Annotated in this window: 17 protein-coding genes; 7 read left to right on the top strand and 10 right to left on the bottom strand. The window is 66.3% G+C overall.

Going from position 1 to position 14251, the window contains the following annotated elements; translation table 11 throughout:
• Positions 1 to 22: 22 nt before the first annotated feature.
• The 9 genes from V5734_RS08685 to fabD all read right to left on the bottom strand — a co-directional run bounded on the left by V5734_RS08685 (position 23) and on the right by fabD (position 8151).
• Positions 23 to 1366, bottom strand: coding sequence for a DNA-packaging protein (locus V5734_RS08685; RefSeq protein ID WP_347313106.1), 1344 nt, complete (start codon positions 1364 to 1366; stop codon positions 23 to 25).
• The gene (locus V5734_RS08680) at positions 1314 to 1634 is read right to left on the bottom strand and encodes a hypothetical protein (protein WP_347313105.1); all 321 of its coding nucleotides are present in this window, start codon (positions 1632 to 1634) and stop codon (positions 1314 to 1316) included. The genes V5734_RS08685 and V5734_RS08680 overlap by 53 nt, the downstream gene beginning before the upstream one ends.
• 225 nt (positions 1635 to 1859) lie before the next feature.
• The gene (gene mltG, locus V5734_RS08675) at positions 1860 to 3017 is read right to left on the bottom strand and encodes an endolytic transglycosylase MltG (RefSeq protein WP_347313104.1); all 1158 of its coding nucleotides are present in this window, start codon (positions 3015 to 3017) and stop codon (positions 1860 to 1862) included.
• Positions 3017 to 4279 carry a beta-ketoacyl-ACP synthase II gene (gene fabF, locus V5734_RS08670; protein WP_347313103.1) on the bottom strand — a complete coding sequence of 421 codons (1263 nt, stop codon included), beginning with the start codon at positions 4277 to 4279 and terminating at the stop codon, positions 3017 to 3019. Before fabF ends, mltG begins: the two co-directional genes overlap by 1 nt.
• A gap of 94 nt (positions 4280 to 4373) precedes the next feature.
• Positions 4374 to 5117: a 1-(5-phosphoribosyl)-5-[(5-phosphoribosylamino)methylideneamino] imidazole-4-carboxamide isomerase gene (locus V5734_RS08665; protein WP_347313102.1), complete on the bottom strand. Its 744-nt coding sequence runs from the start codon at positions 5115 to 5117 to the stop codon at positions 4374 to 4376.
• Positions 5118 to 5397: 280 nt separating this feature from the next.
• Entirely contained in the window at positions 5398 to 5922 is a 525-nt protein-coding gene (locus V5734_RS08660; RefSeq protein ID WP_347313101.1) for a GNAT family N-acetyltransferase, read from the bottom strand.
• A gap of 69 nt (positions 5923 to 5991) precedes the next feature.
• Complete coding sequence (locus V5734_RS08655) at positions 5992 to 6225, bottom strand: acyl carrier protein (RefSeq protein ID WP_347313100.1); 234 nt, start codon at positions 6223 to 6225, stop codon at positions 5992 to 5994.
• 182 nt (positions 6226 to 6407) lie between these two features.
• On the bottom strand, positions 6408 to 7145 hold the full coding sequence (gene fabG / locus V5734_RS08650; protein WP_347313099.1) for a 3-oxoacyl-ACP reductase FabG: 738 nt from the start codon (positions 7143 to 7145) through the stop codon (positions 6408 to 6410).
• A gap of 76 nt (positions 7146 to 7221) precedes the next feature.
• Positions 7222 to 8151, bottom strand: a complete 930-nt coding sequence (gene fabD, locus V5734_RS08645) for an ACP S-malonyltransferase (RefSeq protein WP_347313098.1) — start codon at positions 8149 to 8151, stop codon at positions 7222 to 7224.
• A 226-nt stretch (positions 8152 to 8377) separates the two neighbouring features.
• Between fabD and V5734_RS08640 the strand changes: the two genes are divergently transcribed.
• From V5734_RS08640 to V5734_RS08610, 7 genes are all read left to right on the top strand, one after another.
• Positions 8378 to 9115, top strand: coding sequence for a cytochrome b (locus tag V5734_RS08640; protein WP_347313097.1), 738 nt, complete (start codon positions 8378 to 8380; stop codon positions 9113 to 9115).
• Between the two features lie 137 nt (positions 9116 to 9252).
• Entirely contained in the window at positions 9253 to 9624 is a 372-nt protein-coding gene (gene rpsF / locus V5734_RS08635; protein WP_347313096.1) for a 30S ribosomal protein S6, read from the top strand.
• A gap of 29 nt (positions 9625 to 9653) precedes the next feature.
• On the top strand, positions 9654 to 9881 hold the full coding sequence (rpsR, locus tag V5734_RS08630) for a 30S ribosomal protein S18 (RefSeq protein ID WP_105514010.1): 228 nt from the start codon (positions 9654 to 9656) through the stop codon (positions 9879 to 9881).
• 12 nt (positions 9882 to 9893) lie between these two features.
• Entirely contained in the window at positions 9894 to 10472 is a 579-nt protein-coding gene (gene rplI, locus V5734_RS08625) for a 50S ribosomal protein L9 (protein ID WP_347313095.1), read from the top strand.
• Between the two features lie 192 nt (positions 10473 to 10664).
• Complete coding sequence (locus V5734_RS08620) at positions 10665 to 11357, top strand: phosphatidylserine decarboxylase (protein WP_347313094.1); 693 nt, start codon at positions 10665 to 10667, stop codon at positions 11355 to 11357.
• 2 nt (positions 11358 to 11359) lie between these two features.
• Positions 11360 to 12136 (top strand): CDP-diacylglycerol--serine O-phosphatidyltransferase, encoded by a 777-nt coding sequence (gene pssA / locus V5734_RS08615; RefSeq protein ID WP_347313093.1) that lies wholly within the window; start codon positions 11360 to 11362, stop codon positions 12134 to 12136.
• Positions 12137 to 12162: 26 nt separating this feature from the next.
• The gene (locus V5734_RS08610) at positions 12163 to 12777 is read left to right on the top strand and encodes a class I SAM-dependent methyltransferase (protein ID WP_347313092.1); all 615 of its coding nucleotides are present in this window, start codon (positions 12163 to 12165) and stop codon (positions 12775 to 12777) included.
• Positions 12778 to 12915: 138 nt separating this feature from the next.
• Here V5734_RS08610 and tig read toward each other — a convergent pair whose 3' ends face one another.
• Positions 12916 to 14250: a trigger factor gene (gene tig / locus V5734_RS08605; RefSeq protein ID WP_347313091.1), complete on the bottom strand. Its 1335-nt coding sequence runs from the start codon at positions 14248 to 14250 to the stop codon at positions 12916 to 12918.
• Position 14251 lies beyond the last annotated feature (1 nt).

The following is a 14251-nucleotide window of genomic DNA, read 5'->3' as shown; positions in this document are numbered from 1 at the left end:
GGCATCCCCTGCCCCGACCGGCTCAGAGGCTCCGGACCTGCGGCCGACGCCATTTGGCGGCGGGCTCCACCATCAGCTCGGTCAGCGCCCAGACAAGGGCATCGACCCGGTCGGGCGATCCCTTGCCCTCGTAGCCCCGGACGGTCATCCGGCACATCTGGTCCTCAAGCTCGCCAAGGCCTCGGCCGTGGTGCACCCGGCCCTGCTCGTACAAGGCCGCCGCCGGCTCGGCCCGCGCCGACTTCCCGCGCGAGGCGCGCACCGCGTGGAACGGCACCAAAGGGTCGATCTGCCGCACGACCGTCTCGACCAGATCGCCGCCCTGATTGACCTCGGCCACCAGCCGGTCGGCCCCATGCCGCTCCATCGCCAAAATCGCCGCCCGCGCCCACTCCGCCGGCGAGGCCGCCGAAACGCTCGCATCCTCGAGCACATAGGCCCGCCATTCCGACGGCGCGCCCTCCGTCACGGCGCCCACGACGACGATGCCGCATTCGTCCGATCCTGCGTGTCCCGTCACCGGCGGATCCACAGCTACCACGATCCGGCTCAGTTCCTTCGGCGCCGACGCCCGGCAAGCTTCCAGCCCGGAGGTCGTCCACAAGGCCCCCTCGGCATCTTCCAGAAGTACCCCGTCAAGCTCCTGCCGGCCAAGCCGCGTCCCGGCATAGCGCGCCCGCACTTCCTCAAGGAACGAGGCCGCGAGATAGGCTTTGTTCGCTTCGGTCGGGGCCTGCGTGAGGACCGTCGAGGGGTTCTTCAGGATCGCCTTCAGGACGCCCACGTTCTTCGGCGTCGTCGTCACCACCTGCCGGGGATTGTCGCCAAGCCTCAGCGCGAACTGAAGCATGTCCCAGGCCTCCTCGGCCTTCTTCCACTTCGCCAGTTCGTCGACCCAGGCCGCATCGAATTGCGGCCCCCTCAGGCTTTCGGGACTATGCGCCGAATAGACCTCGGCCACCGCCCCGTTCGGCCAGAGAAGCCGCTTGCGCCCGGCCTCCCAGACCGGCATCCGGTCGGGTGGCGAACAGGCGAGAATGCCGCTCGCGCCGAAGATCATCACCTCGCGGACCTGATCCACCGTCTCGCCGACCAGCGCGACGCGCCGGGCGACCCCCGGATCGAGCGGCCTTGCGCCCTCGACCTGCGCTCGCACCCATTCGGTCCCGGCGCGGGTCTTGCCGGCGCCGCGCCCGCCCATGATCACCCAGCTCTTCCAGACCCCCTCCGGCGGCAACTGATGCGGCAGCGCCCAGAACTCGAAAAGCCAGGGCAACGCCATCAATGCCTCGTCAGAAAGTCCTTCGAGGAACTCATCCACCATCTCCGGCGTCGCGGAGGCGAGCCAGGCGGAGGCAGATTTCATCCCGGGCCGCGTCGAGGTCGAGCGCGTAGTCGTAAACGACCCCGGCTTCCTGCTTGTCGAGTTTCGCAACTTTCGCCCTTTCCTCGAATACCATCAAAAGCGCCTGCCGCAGGTCCCGGCAGGACCGCGTGGCGTCCTTCAGATCGTCGAACTGGTTCTGTTTCAGACGGCTCATCGCGGCGTGGATTTCCGCGGCGATTTCCCCAAGTAACCCCATGGCCTGATCGACCATGGGGATCGGCCCCTCGGCCGCGTTCCCCGTTGTCATAAAGTCAGCGCCCGCCTCTCATGCCTGTCCGCACGAGCGAAATGAAAAAGCGGCTCCGGGGTCGCCCCCCGCGCCGCTTGCCCACTTCTTCTAGCATGCCCGAAGGTATATCCGGGACCGTTCGCCAAGTCAAGACAAAAACCGTTCAGGTTCAAAGACTTGCAGGGCGCCCCGTTTACCTTCCGTTAACCGGCTCGCACGCGACCGGCGCCGTTCAATAGCAGGTCAGTTCCCCGACCCTTGCTGCGCCTCGATCGCCCGCCATTTCGCGACGTTGTCGTTGTGCTCGGCCAGCGTCGTCGCGAAGGCATGCCCGCCCGAACCGTCTGCCACGAAGAACAGGTAGTCCGTCGTCTCGGGGTCGAGCGCAGCGGCGATGCTCTCGCGGCCCGGATTGGCGATGGGCGTGGGCGGCAGCCCGTCGATGACATAGGTGTTGTAGGGGGTCCGACCGCGCAACTCGCTCTGCCGCAGCCCACGGCCCAGAACGCCCTGCCCCTTGGTCAGGCCATAGATGACGGTCGGGTCGGTCTGCAACTTCATTCCCTGCGCCAGTCGGTTGAGGAAGACGCTCGCCACCCGCGGTCGTTCCTCCGGCACACCGGTTTCCTTCTCGACGATGGAGGCCATCGTCAGCGCCTCTTCCGGCGTCGCATAGGGCAGCCCCTCGGCGCGGGAGGCCCAAAGCTCGGCCAGAACCGCCTCCTGCCGCCGACGCATTTCGGCCAGTAGATCGGCCCGGCTTCCTCCGCGCACGACCTCGTAGCTGTCCGGTGCCAGGTGCCCCTCGGGCGGCACCTCGCCGGCCTCGCCGTCAAGGAACTCGGCCCGTTTCAGCGCGTCGACCACCTGCCAACTCGTGACGCCCTCGGCCAGGGTGATCCGGAACCGGACATCGGACTCCTGCGCCCGGTCGAGGTAATCCTGCGGGACCGCCTCGGCCGACGGGTCGAACTTCACCACCTCCTCGTAACGGTTCGTCGCCGGATCCAGCTCTCGCACCACGATGTCGGATGCGTTCACGCCGATCCGGAAATTCACCTCTGTGCCACAGGTCGACTGGCCACTTCTGGTGATCGTGTCGACGATCTCCTGCATCGAGGCGTTTGGCGTGATCAGAAACGACCCGGCCTTGAGGCTACCGGCCTTGTCCTCGTAATCCGCGCCGACGCGGAAGATATACTCGGATGCAATCGCGCCCTGCCCGGACAGATCGGTCGCCACCCGGCGCAAGGTCGCGCCACGTTCGACCTTGAAGCAGATCGCCTCGGCCAACGGCCCCGGCCCGGCATATTGCCGCTGCCCCCAGGCCACCAGCCCCGCCGCCATGACCAGAAGAAGGATGGCGATGGTCAGGAAGTTCGACGCAATGTTCCGCCACATCAGCCGGAGACCCGCCCCATCACGAGCGACGCGTTGGTACCGCCGAAGCCGAAGGAATTCGACAGCGCCACGTTGATCTCGCGCTTCACGGCCTTATTGGCGGCAAGGTCGAGCTTCGGCTCGATCGCCGGATTGTCGAGGTTGATCGTCGGCGGCGCGATCTGGTCACGGATCGCGAGTACGCAGAAGATTGCCTCGACGGCGCCGGCAGCCCCGAGAAGATGGCCGATCGCGGATTTGGTCGACGACATCGTCGCCTTCGCCGCCGCGTTGCCCATCAGCCGCTCGACGGCGCCAAGCTCGATCGTGTCGGCCATGGTCGAGGTGCCGTGGGCGTTGATGTAGTCGATCTGGTCCGGCGTGATCCCGGCGCGCTTCAGCGCCGCCTGCATCGAGCGGAACCCGCCCTCGCCATCCTCCGACGGCGCGGTGATGTGATAGGCGTCGCCCGACAGGCCGTAGCCCAGCACCTCGGCATAGATCTTCGCGCCGCGCGCCTTGGCGTGCTCGTATTCCTCCAACACAACGACGCCCGCACCTTCGCCCATGACGAATCCGTCGCGGTCGGCGTCATAGGGGCGCGAGGCCTTGGTCGGATCGTCCGCGCGCTTCGTGGACAGCGCCTTACAGGCATTGAACCCCGCGATGCCGATCTCGGAAATCGGGCTTTCCGCGCCACCCGCGATCATCACGTCGGCGTCGCCCCACTGGATCAGCCGCGCCGCGTCGCCGATAGCGTGCGCACCTGTCGAACAGGCGGTCACGACCGCATGGTTTGGCCCCTTGAACCCGTAGCGGATCGACACCTGGCCGGAAATGAGATTGATCAGCGCGCCGGGGATGAAGAACGGGGACACCCGCTTCGGCCCCTTCTCCTTGATCAGGACCGCCGTCTCGGCGATGGAGCTCAGCCCGCCGATCCCCGACCCGATCATCACGCCCGTGCGCAGGCGGCTTTCCTCGTCCTCCGGCGTCCAGCCGGCATCCTTCACCGCCTGATCGGCGGCGGCCATGCCGTAGAGGATGAAATCGTCCACCTTGCGCCGATCCTTCGGCTCCATCCAGTCGTCGGGATTGAAGGTGCCATTCGTGCCGTCGCCAATGGGGATCTCGCAGGCATAGGTCGTGACCACGTTCGACGTGTCGAACCGCGTGATGGGTCCCGCGCCCGACTCGCCGGCAATCAGCCGCTTCCACGTCTCCTCGACGCCACACGCAAGCGGCGTGACCATGCCAAGTCCGGTGATGACGACGCGCCTCATAGCCCACCCCAATCCTGCTTCGATCCGGGGTTTGATACACGGCATCGGACGGGGCGGGCAAGGCCCGTTCCCCCGCCCGGCGGCTCATTGCCTTTCAGATGAACTCCGCCACATGGGCAAGGTCGGGCCGCGCCTCCCGCAATGCCTCCTTCAGATCGATGGTGCGATTGAAGAGCGCCCGCCCCACGATCGCGCCCGAAACCTCGCCCAGAAGCCGCAAGCGCGAGATGTCGTCAAGCGTCCGCACGATCCCGCTTGCGATGACCGGCAGGTTCGTCCGCTCTGCCAGCGCCGAAATCGTGCCGAGCGACGCGTCGCTCTCGCTCCGGTCGGCGCCGACATCCGTCACGATCACGGCAGCAAACGGCGTGCCCTTGAAACTGTCGAGGAATCCATCCGCGCTATAGGCACTTTTGGTTTTCCAGCCCTCGATCATCACGCAGCCTTGCCAGACATCGACGGCAAGAACCAGCTGATCGGGGTGGCGCTCGGCCAGTTCCTTGACCAGATGCGGGTTCTGCGCGGCGAGCGTGCCGACGACGATGCGCCCGGCCCCCAGCTCGATCCACTCCTCGATCCGGTCCCGAGACCGGAATCCGCCGCCGAGTTGCACCGGAATGCCGGCTCCGCGGATGATCCGCAGCACAAGATCGTGGTTGGCGTTGCCGCCCTGCACGGCATCGAAATCGGTGACATGCATCCACTCGGCGCCGGCATGGGCGAATTCCTGCGCCTTTTCGACCGGATCGACATGCCAGATCTCCGGCTCCTCGATCTGGCCTCGCGTCAGGCTTACGCAGCGGCCGTTCCGCAATTCGATGGTCGGATATAGAATCATGATCGCGCCTCCCTTGTTGCCCGGCGCGGAGGTCGCGGGAACGGCCGATCTTGCCCCGCCCGCGACTCCCTTCGCCCTCCGAGTCTACGCCCCGGCGTGCCGAATCCCAAAAGGCAATTTCAGTGCCCAGCGCGAAACCCCGCCCGGAAGGGGTAGGCACCCGGCGCGTTCGGAAGCCCTGAACGGGCAGCGGCAGTGACGATCAACACCGCCAGCCCGGCGAAAAGAAAACGTCGTCGCACATGCGCCCCTCCCCGGCCGTCAGCCCCCCTGCGCCCGGTCAAACCACGTTGTCGCGGGCAAGAAGCATCACCCGGTCGCCAAGGTCTTCGGTCTCGCGAAAGGCCACGTAGCCGAGCCGCTCGGCTATGGCGAAGGATGCCGTGTGCCCGACCTCGATCATCGCCCGGCTGCGGCCGCCGAACGGTTGCGCGTCGAACCAGCGATGTGCGGCCATCACCGCCTCGCGGCCATAGCCCTGCCCGTGGACCGGGGCCGTCAGGACCCACCCCGATTCCGGCGCCTCATCGAAATCCGGGCCGAGCCCGCGCATCCCGGTGAAAAAGCCGGTCTGCCCGAGAAGGGCGCCATCCTGCTTGCGCACGATGCCCCATTGGCCAAAGCCTTCGATGGCCCAACTGCCGGCGATCCTGAGGAACACCGCCCAGCTTTCCCCGATCGGACGCGGCTTGCCGCCGATGAACCGCACCACCTCCGGCTCCTGCCAGATCGCCGCCATGCCCGGGAAATCCTCGCGAACCATCCCGCGCAGCAACAGCCGCTCCGTCTCGATCACCGGCACCATAGCCGTCGCTCCAAATGGAAAACGGCGCCCCGAGGGACGCCGCTTCAAAAACCGTTCCTGCGAAACCGCTCAGGCAGCTTCGGTGATGAACTTCACCGCGTCGCCGAAGGTCTGGATGGTCTCGGCGGCGTCATCGGGAATCTCGATCCCGAACTCTTCCTCGAAGGCCATGACCAGTTCGACGGTGTCAAGGCTGTCGGCGCCGAGATCGTCGATGAACGAGGCGCTCTCGGTCACCTTGTCTTCTTCCACGCCCAGATGCTCGACGACAATTTTCTTCACGCGATCTGCGATGTCGCTCATGTCAAATCCTCATTTTCGCGGACTGTCCCGCTTTCTGGTCCCTTGCTCTTGTCGAGCGGCTCAAACCCCGCTCAACGCGAAGGCCACCGGACGGGCGAAACCCGATCCCGGCACGTCGCCGCCGCCTATAGCACAGTCTAATCCCGAGGCAAACGCTTTCGCAACGTGTGTTTTGGACCGGCTCAGACCATGTCCATTCCGCCATTCACGTGAAGCGTCGCGCCCGTGACATAGGCCGCCTCCAGGCTCGCGAGATAGAGCGCCGCCGCCGCGATCTCCTCGGGCGTGCCCATCCGCCCGGCCGGGATGCGCTCCGAGATCTTCGCCTTCTGCTCCTCGTTCAGCTTGTCCGTCATCGCCGTCGCGATGAAGCCGGGCGCCACGCAGTTGACCGTGATCCCCCGCGTCGCGACCTCGTGGGCGAGCGCCTTCGACATGCCGGTCAGGCCCGCCTTGGCCGCGCAGTAGTTGCCTTGCCCGGGATTGCCCGTCGTGCCCACGATGGAGGTGATATTCACGATCCGCCCCCAGCGCGCCTTCATCATGCCGCGCAGGACGCCCCGGCAGAGGCGGAACGTCGACGTCAGGTTGACATCGATGACCGAGGCCCATTCCTCATCCGACATCCGCATGAAAAGGTTGTCGCGGGTGATCCCGGCATTGTTCACCAGGATATCGACCGACCCCATCGCCTCGACGGCGGCTTTCGGCAGGGCTTCCACCGCCGCCGCGTCCGACAGGTCGCAGGGCAGCACGAAAACCCGCTCGCCAAGCTCCGCCGCCAGATCGCGCAACGGCGCCTCCCGCGTGCCGGACAGCCCCACGGTCGCGCCCGCGCCATGCAGGACCCGCGCGATGGCGCCGCCGATGCCGCCCGATGCGCCCGTGACCAGCGCCGATTTCCCCGTCAGATCGAACATTGCCCGCTCCTCATCTTCTTCTGTTTAAAAGTACTCCGGGTGGGGTCCGGGGAGGGCAGCGCCCTCCCCGGCCGCCTCATCCCTTCGCCGCAGCGATATCCTCGGGCGTGCCGACCGCGCGGCACTCGGCCTCCTTCGCGATGCGGCGGATCATCCCGGACAGCGCCTTGCCCGCACCGATCTCCCAGAACTCCGTCACGCCGTTCGCGGCCATCCATTCGACCGATTCCCGCCAGCGGACGGAGCCCGTGACCTGGTCGACCAACAGCGACCGGATCAGGGCGGGATCGGTAACGGGCCGGGCCGTCACATTGGCGACGAGCGGCAGCGACGGCTCGGAAATCGTGACATCGTCCAGCGCTTCGGCCATCGCCCGCGCCGCCGGCTCCATCAACGCGCAATGGAACGGGGCGGAGACCGGCAGCAGGACCGCGCGCTTGGCGCCCCGCGCCTTGGCGATCTCCAGCGCCCGCTCGACGGCCCCCTTGTGGCCCGACACGACGACCTGCGCGGGATCGTTGTCGTTCGCCGCCTGACAGACCTCGCCCTCTGCCGCTTCCGCCGCCACCTCGGAGGCCGTCGCGAAATCGAGCCCGAGAAGCGCCGCCATCGCGCCCACGCCCACCGGCACCGCGGCCTGCATCGCGCGCCCGCGCAACCGCAAGAGCCGCGCCGCGTCGGCAAGGCTCAATGCCCCTGCGGCGCACAGCGCGGAATACTCGCCCAGCGAATGTCCTGCGACATAGGCGGCCTTGTCGACGCCGACCCCCTCGGCCTCCAGCGCCCGGCAGACCGCGATCGAGGTCGCCATCAGCGCCGGCTGGGCGTTCTCGGTCAGCGTCAGCACGTCCTGCTCGCCTTCCCAGATCAGCGCCGACAGCTTTTCGCCAAGCGCCGCGTCGACCTCCTCGAACACCGCCTTCGACGCGGGATAGGCGTCGGCCAGCGCCCGGCCCATGCCGATCACCTGCGCTCCCTGCCCGGGAAATACGAATGCGCGCGTCATGGTTCCTCCGTCCGTCGCGAATTTTCTACCGCATAGCCTGCCCGCCAATCCGGCGCAACGAAAACGCCCGTTACGGAACAGCCAGGCCGGTTGGCATCCCTTTGGACTTCCCAACGCCCGCCGTCCGAGGACGCACCGCATCTCCGCCGCGAAATGTGATCGGTGAATGCACCCAAACGCACTTATCTTCGTCGACATACCGCCGGACCTCCGCAGGACGACCGAGATGACCGCCACCCCCTCCAGCCGCCACGGCTACGACCGCGTGGCGCGTTCCGTTCACTGGCTGACAGCATTGGCGGTAGTCGCCGCCATCGGTATCGGCCTCACGATGATCCGGCTTCCCGGAACGACCGAGGACGAGGTGGCGCGCGTCTTCCGCGCCTACTCCCTCCACAAGACGATCGGCCTTGCCGTCCTCGGGCTGGCGGTCCTCCGGGTCGCCTGGACGCTCCGCCATCCCGGCCCCGGCCCGCTCCATCCGGAAAGGCGGGTCGAAACCTGTGCCGCACGGCTTGTTCACTTCACGCTTGTCGGGGGATTGCTCGTATTGCCGATCTCCGGCCTCCTGCGCCATTCGGCATCCCCCGGCTTCGCGCCGATCCTCTGGCCTTTCGGACAGGCGCTGCCGTTCGTTCCGGCCGACGAACGGCTCGCGCTCGTCTTCGCCTCGGTCCACGAGGTCGGCGGCTGGCTTCTCTTCGCCGCCCTCGGCCTTCACATCCTCGGCGTGGCGAAGCACCAGATCCTCGACCGCGACGCGACCCTTCGCCGGATGCTGACGGGCGCCGGCCCCGCCGTCGCGCCTGCCGGGCGGGGCAGAACGGCGCCGCTTGCCGCAGCCGGCCTTTGGGCCGCGGCCCTCCTCGCCGGCTATCTCCTCGCGCCCGCCCCCGAGCCCGACCCGTTCGATGCCCTCGGACCGGCGGGCGAAATAGAAGTTCCGGCCCCGCCTGCCGACTGATCGCGCCCTTGCATCCGGCCCGGGTTCCTCTATAAGGCCGCATCCTTCCGCATTCACGAAACCGGCGAAGCCTCTCGTGGCGGGGCGCGGAGGGTCTGATCCCGCCTATGAAGCCGCCCGAAACGACAGGAGTATGCATGCCGCTTTACGAGCATGTCCTCATCGCGCGCCAGGACCTTTCCAACGCGCAGGCCGAAGGGCTCATCGAACATTTTGGCACCGTCCTCGCGGATAACGGCGGCAAGGTCGTCGACAGCGAGTACTGGGGCGTCAAGACGATGGCCTACAAGATCAACAAGAACCGCAAGGGCCACTACGCCTATCTGCGCACCGACGCGCCCTCGGCCGCGGTGCTGGAGATGGAGCGCCTCGCCCGTCTGCACGACGACGTGATGCGTGTGATGTCGATCAAGGTCGACGCGCACGAGGAAGGCCCGTCGGTCCAGATGCAGAAGCGCGATGAGCGCGGCGACCGTGGCGACCGCCGCGATCGCGGCGACCGTCGCTGATACAGGGCTTGAGGAAAGGAACCTAACACATGGCGAACAAACCGTTTTTCCGCCGCCGCAAGGTCTGCCCCTTCTCGGGCGATAACGCGCCGAAGATCGACTACAAGGACGTCCGTCTTCTCCAGCGCTACATCTCCGAGCGCGGCAAGATCGTGCCCGCCCGCATCACCGCCGTTTCGGCGAAGAAGCAGCGTGAACTCGCGCGCGCCATCAAGCGCGCCCGCTTCCTCGCCCTGCTGCCCTATGCCGTGAAGTAAGGAGCGAGACCCATGCAAGTCATCCTTCTCGAACGCGTGGCCAAGCTCGGCCAGATGGGCGAAGTCGTCAAAGTCAAAGACGGCTACGCGCGCAACTTCCTCTTGCCGCAGGGCAAGGCGCTGCGCGCCTCTGAGGACAACATCAAGTCCTTCGAAGGCCGCAAGGCGCAGCTTGAAGCGCAGAACCTCGAGACCCGGAAAGAGGCCGAAGCTGTTTCCGCCAAGCTCGACGGCCAGACCTTCATCGTGATTCGCTCCGCCTCCGACGCCGGCGCGCTTTACGGGTCGGTCACGCCCCGCGATGCGGCCGATGCCGCTGCGGCCGAAGGCTTCACCGTCGACCGCAAGCAGATCGTGCTGACCCGCCCGATCAAGGATCTCGGCCTCCATGCGGTCGAAGTCGTGCTGCACCCGGAAGTCTCCGCGACGATCAACCTGAACGTCGCCCGCTCCGCCGAGGAAGCCCAACTCCAGGCCTCGGGCAAGTCGATCCAGGAACTGGCCGCCGAAGCCGAAGCCGAGGCGAACTTCGAGATCGCCGAGCTTTTCGACGAGATCGGCGCGGCCAACGAGGGCGGCGAAGACCTCTGATCCTTTTCGGATCGTCAGACCCAGAACCGCGCCGGACCCTGTCCGGCGCGGTTTTTTTCCGCCGTGCCGCGAAATTGTCCTTGCGCCCGGGCGGCCCGTCCCCTCACATCCGTTTCAGGGCATCGAGGTTGCGAAGCGGACTCTTTCCCTTCAAAAGGGGGCACCTTCCCCGAACGGATTCGACGCCCGCCCATGTCCATGCTTTCGACCTTCATCAAGCCGATGCATCGCGAGGGCTATCGCTTCGTCGCGATCTTCGCCGCTGTTACGCTCATCCTGTTCCTGATCTGCCAGCCGCTCGGCTGGATCGGTGTCGGCCTCACCGTCTGGTGCTACTACTTCTTTCGCGACCCCGAACGCGTGACACCAGTGCGCGAAGGACTCATCGTGTCGCCTGCCGACGGCATCGTGCAGATGATCGGCCAATATGCCCCGCCGGAGGAGCTTGGCCTCGGCTCCGAGCCGATGACGCGCGTCGCGGTTTTCATGAACGTGTTCAACTGCCATGTAAACCGCGCGCCCATCGCCGGCCGCGTGGAAAAGATCGCCTACCGGCCGGGCAAGTTCCTCAACGCCTCGCTCGACAAGGCGAGCGTCGATAACGAACGCAACGGCCTTGCCATCCGCATGGAGGACGGCCGCGCCATCGGCGTGGTGCAGATCGCCGGCCTCGTTGCCCGCCGCATCGTCTGCGAGGTGGCCGAGGGACAGGCCGTCCAGACCGGCCAGCGCTTCGGCATGATCCGCTTCGGCTCCCGCCTCGACGTCTATCTGCCCGACGGCGTGGCGCCGCTTGTGGCCGTGGGCCAGTCGACCATCGCTGGCGAAACCGTCCTCGCGGACCTGGCCTCCCCGGAGCCCGCCCGCGCGGGCGCAGTGCGGTGACGATGGCGCAGCGCCCCCCGAACGAGCCGCAGTCCGAGGGCGAAGGCGACAGCCTTCCCTTCCTCACGCTCGTGCCGAACATGGTCACAACGCTCGGCCTTTGCGCCGGGCTCACGGCGATCCGGTCGGTCATGGCCGGTCAGTTCCTCGTCGCGGTCTGGCTGATCCTCTTCTCGGCGGTCATCGACGGGCTCGACGGGCTCATCGCGCGGCGGCTCGGCGCCACCAGCGACTTCGGCGCGCAGCTCGACTCCCTCTCGGATTTCCTGAACTTCGGCGTGGCGCCCGGCTTTCTCATCTACCAGATGGCCTTCGCGCCGCAGGAAAAGGCGGGCGGCTGGATCTTCGTTCTCGTCTACATCATCTGCTGCTGCATGCGCCTTGCGCGCTTCAACGTGGCCCTGACACGCGCGGCGACAAATGGAGAGACCAAGTCGCCCAAGCATTTCACCGGCGTGCCGGCCCCGGCCGGCGCCCTGATGGCACTCCTGCCCGTCTTCGTCTCTTTCGAGACGGGCGTGACCCTTTCCCACCATCCGGTCGCGGTGGAAATCTACATCGGAATCGTCGGTCTCCTGATGGTCAGCCGCCTGCCGACCTTTTCGCCGAAATCCATCCGCGTCCCGCGCGAAAGGGCCGCGTGGATCATGGTGGCGCTCGCGCTCTTCATCGGCACCATGCTGGCCGAGGTCTGGAAGTCGCTGATCGCGATCATTCTCGTCTATGCCGTATCGCTGTTGCATTCGGCGGTCATGGTTCTTATCGGCCGCCGCCGCTGACGGTCGCAATCAACAGGGACAACATCTTGGAACTCGCCGCCGTCAAGACCTCCTACCGCTACTGGGCACCCATCTATGACTACACGTTCGGGCGCATCACGCGCGCCGGGCGGTACCGGACGGTCGATTACATCAACCGTCGCGACGGCCGGGTCCTGGAAATTGGCGTCGGGACCGGGCTGTCGCTCAATCGCTACGCGGACCATCTTGAGGTCACCGGCATCGACGTGTCGACCGACATGCTGGAAAAGGCCCGCCAGAAGGTTGCCGACCAGAACCTCACCCAAGTGGTCCGCATCAGCGAGATGGACGCGCGCGCTCTGGCCTTTCCGGACGGGCATTTCGATACCGTGGTGGCCATGCACGTGATCTCGGTCGTGCCTGAACCGGAAAAGGTGATGGCCGAAATGGCGCGTGTCTGCAAACCGGACGGCGAGGTCGTGATCGTCGGGCATTTCGCCCGCGACCGCGGCTTTCTCGCGGCGCTGGAGCGGGTGGTCGCGCCCCTGGCGGATTTTATCGGCTGGCATTCCGACTTCGCGGTGGAACGGATTCTCGGCGTCCCGACGCTGACACTGACGGCGGCACGACCGATCGCCCTGTTCGGGATCTTTTCCTTCCTCGTGCTGCGAAAGACGTAGCCAGATTTCGCGCGGCGCGCGCCCAGCCGCTGCGGCGATCCGGGTCGGCCACAGGCTTGATCCGACCACGGGAACCGAAGTCATCAACGAAAAAGGCCGGAGCACAGGCTCCGGCCTTTGAGTTTTCTGACTTATGCCTCAGATCTCGTCGAGCGCTTCGACGGCCTTCTGAAGCTTGTCCTTCGACACGTCCTTCTCCGTCACCTTGGCGCCGGCGACGACGAGGTCCACGACCTTGTCCTCGAAAATCGGCGCACGAAGCTGCTGCTGCATCTGCGGGTTCTTCTGAACGAACTCGAAGAACGCCCGCTCCTGCCCGGGATACTGCCGCGCCTGCATCATGACGGCCTGGGTCATCTCGGCGTCGGAGACCTCGACCTTCTCCTTGCGGCCGATCTCGGCCAGGAGAAGACCCAGCCGGACCCGGCGCTCGGCGAGCGACTTGTGGTCGTCCGTCGGCGTGATCTCCGGGTGGTCGTGGCCGTGGTGGTCGGGATTCTCGTCATGCCAGAGCTGGTGGGCGATCTGGCCGGCTTCCGCCTCGACGAGGCTCGGCGGAAGATCGAACTTCACAAGCTTGTCCAGCTCGTCCAGAAGGGCGCGCTTCATCACCTGACGCGCGGCACCGGCATATTCGGCCTCAAGCCGCTCGCTGATCTGGCCCTTGAGGGCGTCGAGGCTTTCGGCCCCGAACTGCTTGGCAAGCTCGTCGTCGATCTCGGCCGCCTTTGGCTCCTTCACGGCCTTCACCGTGCAGTCGAAGACCGCTTCCTTGCCGGCAAGATGCTTGGCGCCATATTCCGCCGGGAAGGACACCGTCACCGCAACCTCGTCGCCGGCCTTGGCGCCGACCAGTTGCTCCTCGAAACCGGGAATGAACGAGCCCGAGCCGAGTTCCAGCGGGTAATCCTCGCCCGCGCCGCCCTCGAACGCCTCGCCGTCGATCTTGCCGACGAAGTCGATCACGACCTGGTCGCCGTCCTTGGCCTTGGAACCCTTCTTGCGGTCGGTGAAGTTCTTCGCCGACTTCGCGAGGTTCTCGAGCGCCTCGGTCACGGCCGCGTCCTCGGCCTTCACCACGAGCTTTTCGAGCTTGAGCTTGGACAGGTCGACCTCCGGGATCTCCGGCAGCGCTTCGTAGGACATCTCGACGATCACGTCGTCGCCCTTCTTCCAGGTCTCGCCGCCCTGCATCTCGACCTTCGGCTGCAGCGCCGGACGATCGCCCGTCTCATCGAAGTGCTTCTTCATCGCGCCGTCGATCGCGTCCTGCATCGCATCGCCCAGGAGGCGCTCGGCGAACTGCTTGCGCAGGATCGCCATTGGCACCTTGCCCTTGCGGAAGCCCTTCATCTCGACTTCCGGCTGCGCCTCGACGAGCTTTTCGTTCACTTTCGCGTCCAGATCGGCGGCCGGCACGGTGATCGTGTAGCTGCGCTTCAGGCCGTCTTTCAGGGTCTCGGTGACCTGCATT

The organism is Defluviimonas sp. SAOS-178_SWC, assembly GCF_039830135.1.
In the GTDB taxonomy this organism is placed as follows: domain Bacteria; phylum Pseudomonadota; class Alphaproteobacteria; order Rhodobacterales; family Rhodobacteraceae; genus Albidovulum.
This window is presented reverse-complemented; position numbering and strand designations above follow the sequence as displayed.

Coding starts and splice junctions, on each gene's coding strand:
- fabG (WP_347313099.1), bottom strand. CDS start 7,145: ATGTTCGATCTGACGGGGAAATCGGCGCTGGTCACGGGCGCATCGGGC.
- tig (WP_347313091.1), bottom strand. CDS start 14,250: ATGCAGGTCACCGAGACCCTGAAAGACGGCCTGAAGCGCAGCTACACG.
- rpsR (WP_105514010.1), top strand. CDS start 9,654: ATGGCGAACAAACCGTTTTTCCGCCGCCGCAAGGTCTGCCCCTTCTCG.
- V5734_RS08660 (WP_347313101.1), bottom strand. CDS start 5,922: ATGGTGCCGGTGATCGAGACGGAGCGGCTGTTGCTGCGCGGGATGGTT.
- V5734_RS08685 (WP_347313106.1), bottom strand. CDS start 1,366: ATGAAATCTGCCTCCGCCTGGCTCGCCTCCGCGACGCCGGAGATGGTG.
- V5734_RS08655 (WP_347313100.1), bottom strand. CDS start 6,225: ATGAGCGACATCGCAGATCGCGTGAAGAAAATTGTCGTCGAGCATCTG.
- pssA (WP_347313093.1), top strand. CDS start 11,360: ATGGCGCAGCGCCCCCCGAACGAGCCGCAGTCCGAGGGCGAAGGCGAC.
- rplI (WP_347313095.1), top strand. CDS start 9,894: ATGCAAGTCATCCTTCTCGAACGCGTGGCCAAGCTCGGCCAGATGGGC.
- fabD (WP_347313098.1), bottom strand. CDS start 8,151: ATGACGCGCGCATTCGTATTTCCCGGGCAGGGAGCGCAGGTGATCGGC.
- V5734_RS08680 (WP_347313105.1), bottom strand. CDS start 1,634: ATGACAACGGGGAACGCGGCCGAGGGGCCGATCCCCATGGTCGATCAG.
- mltG (WP_347313104.1), bottom strand. CDS start 3,017: ATGTGGCGGAACATTGCGTCGAACTTCCTGACCATCGCCATCCTTCTT.
- V5734_RS08620 (WP_347313094.1), top strand. CDS start 10,665: ATGTCCATGCTTTCGACCTTCATCAAGCCGATGCATCGCGAGGGCTAT.
- fabF (WP_347313103.1), bottom strand. CDS start 4,279: ATGAGGCGCGTCGTCATCACCGGACTTGGCATGGTCACGCCGCTTGCG.
- V5734_RS08665 (WP_347313102.1), bottom strand. CDS start 5,117: ATGATTCTATATCCGACCATCGAATTGCGGAACGGCCGCTGCGTAAGC.
- V5734_RS08640 (WP_347313097.1), top strand. CDS start 8,378: ATGACCGCCACCCCCTCCAGCCGCCACGGCTACGACCGCGTGGCGCGT.
- rpsF (WP_347313096.1), top strand. CDS start 9,253: ATGCCGCTTTACGAGCATGTCCTCATCGCGCGCCAGGACCTTTCCAAC.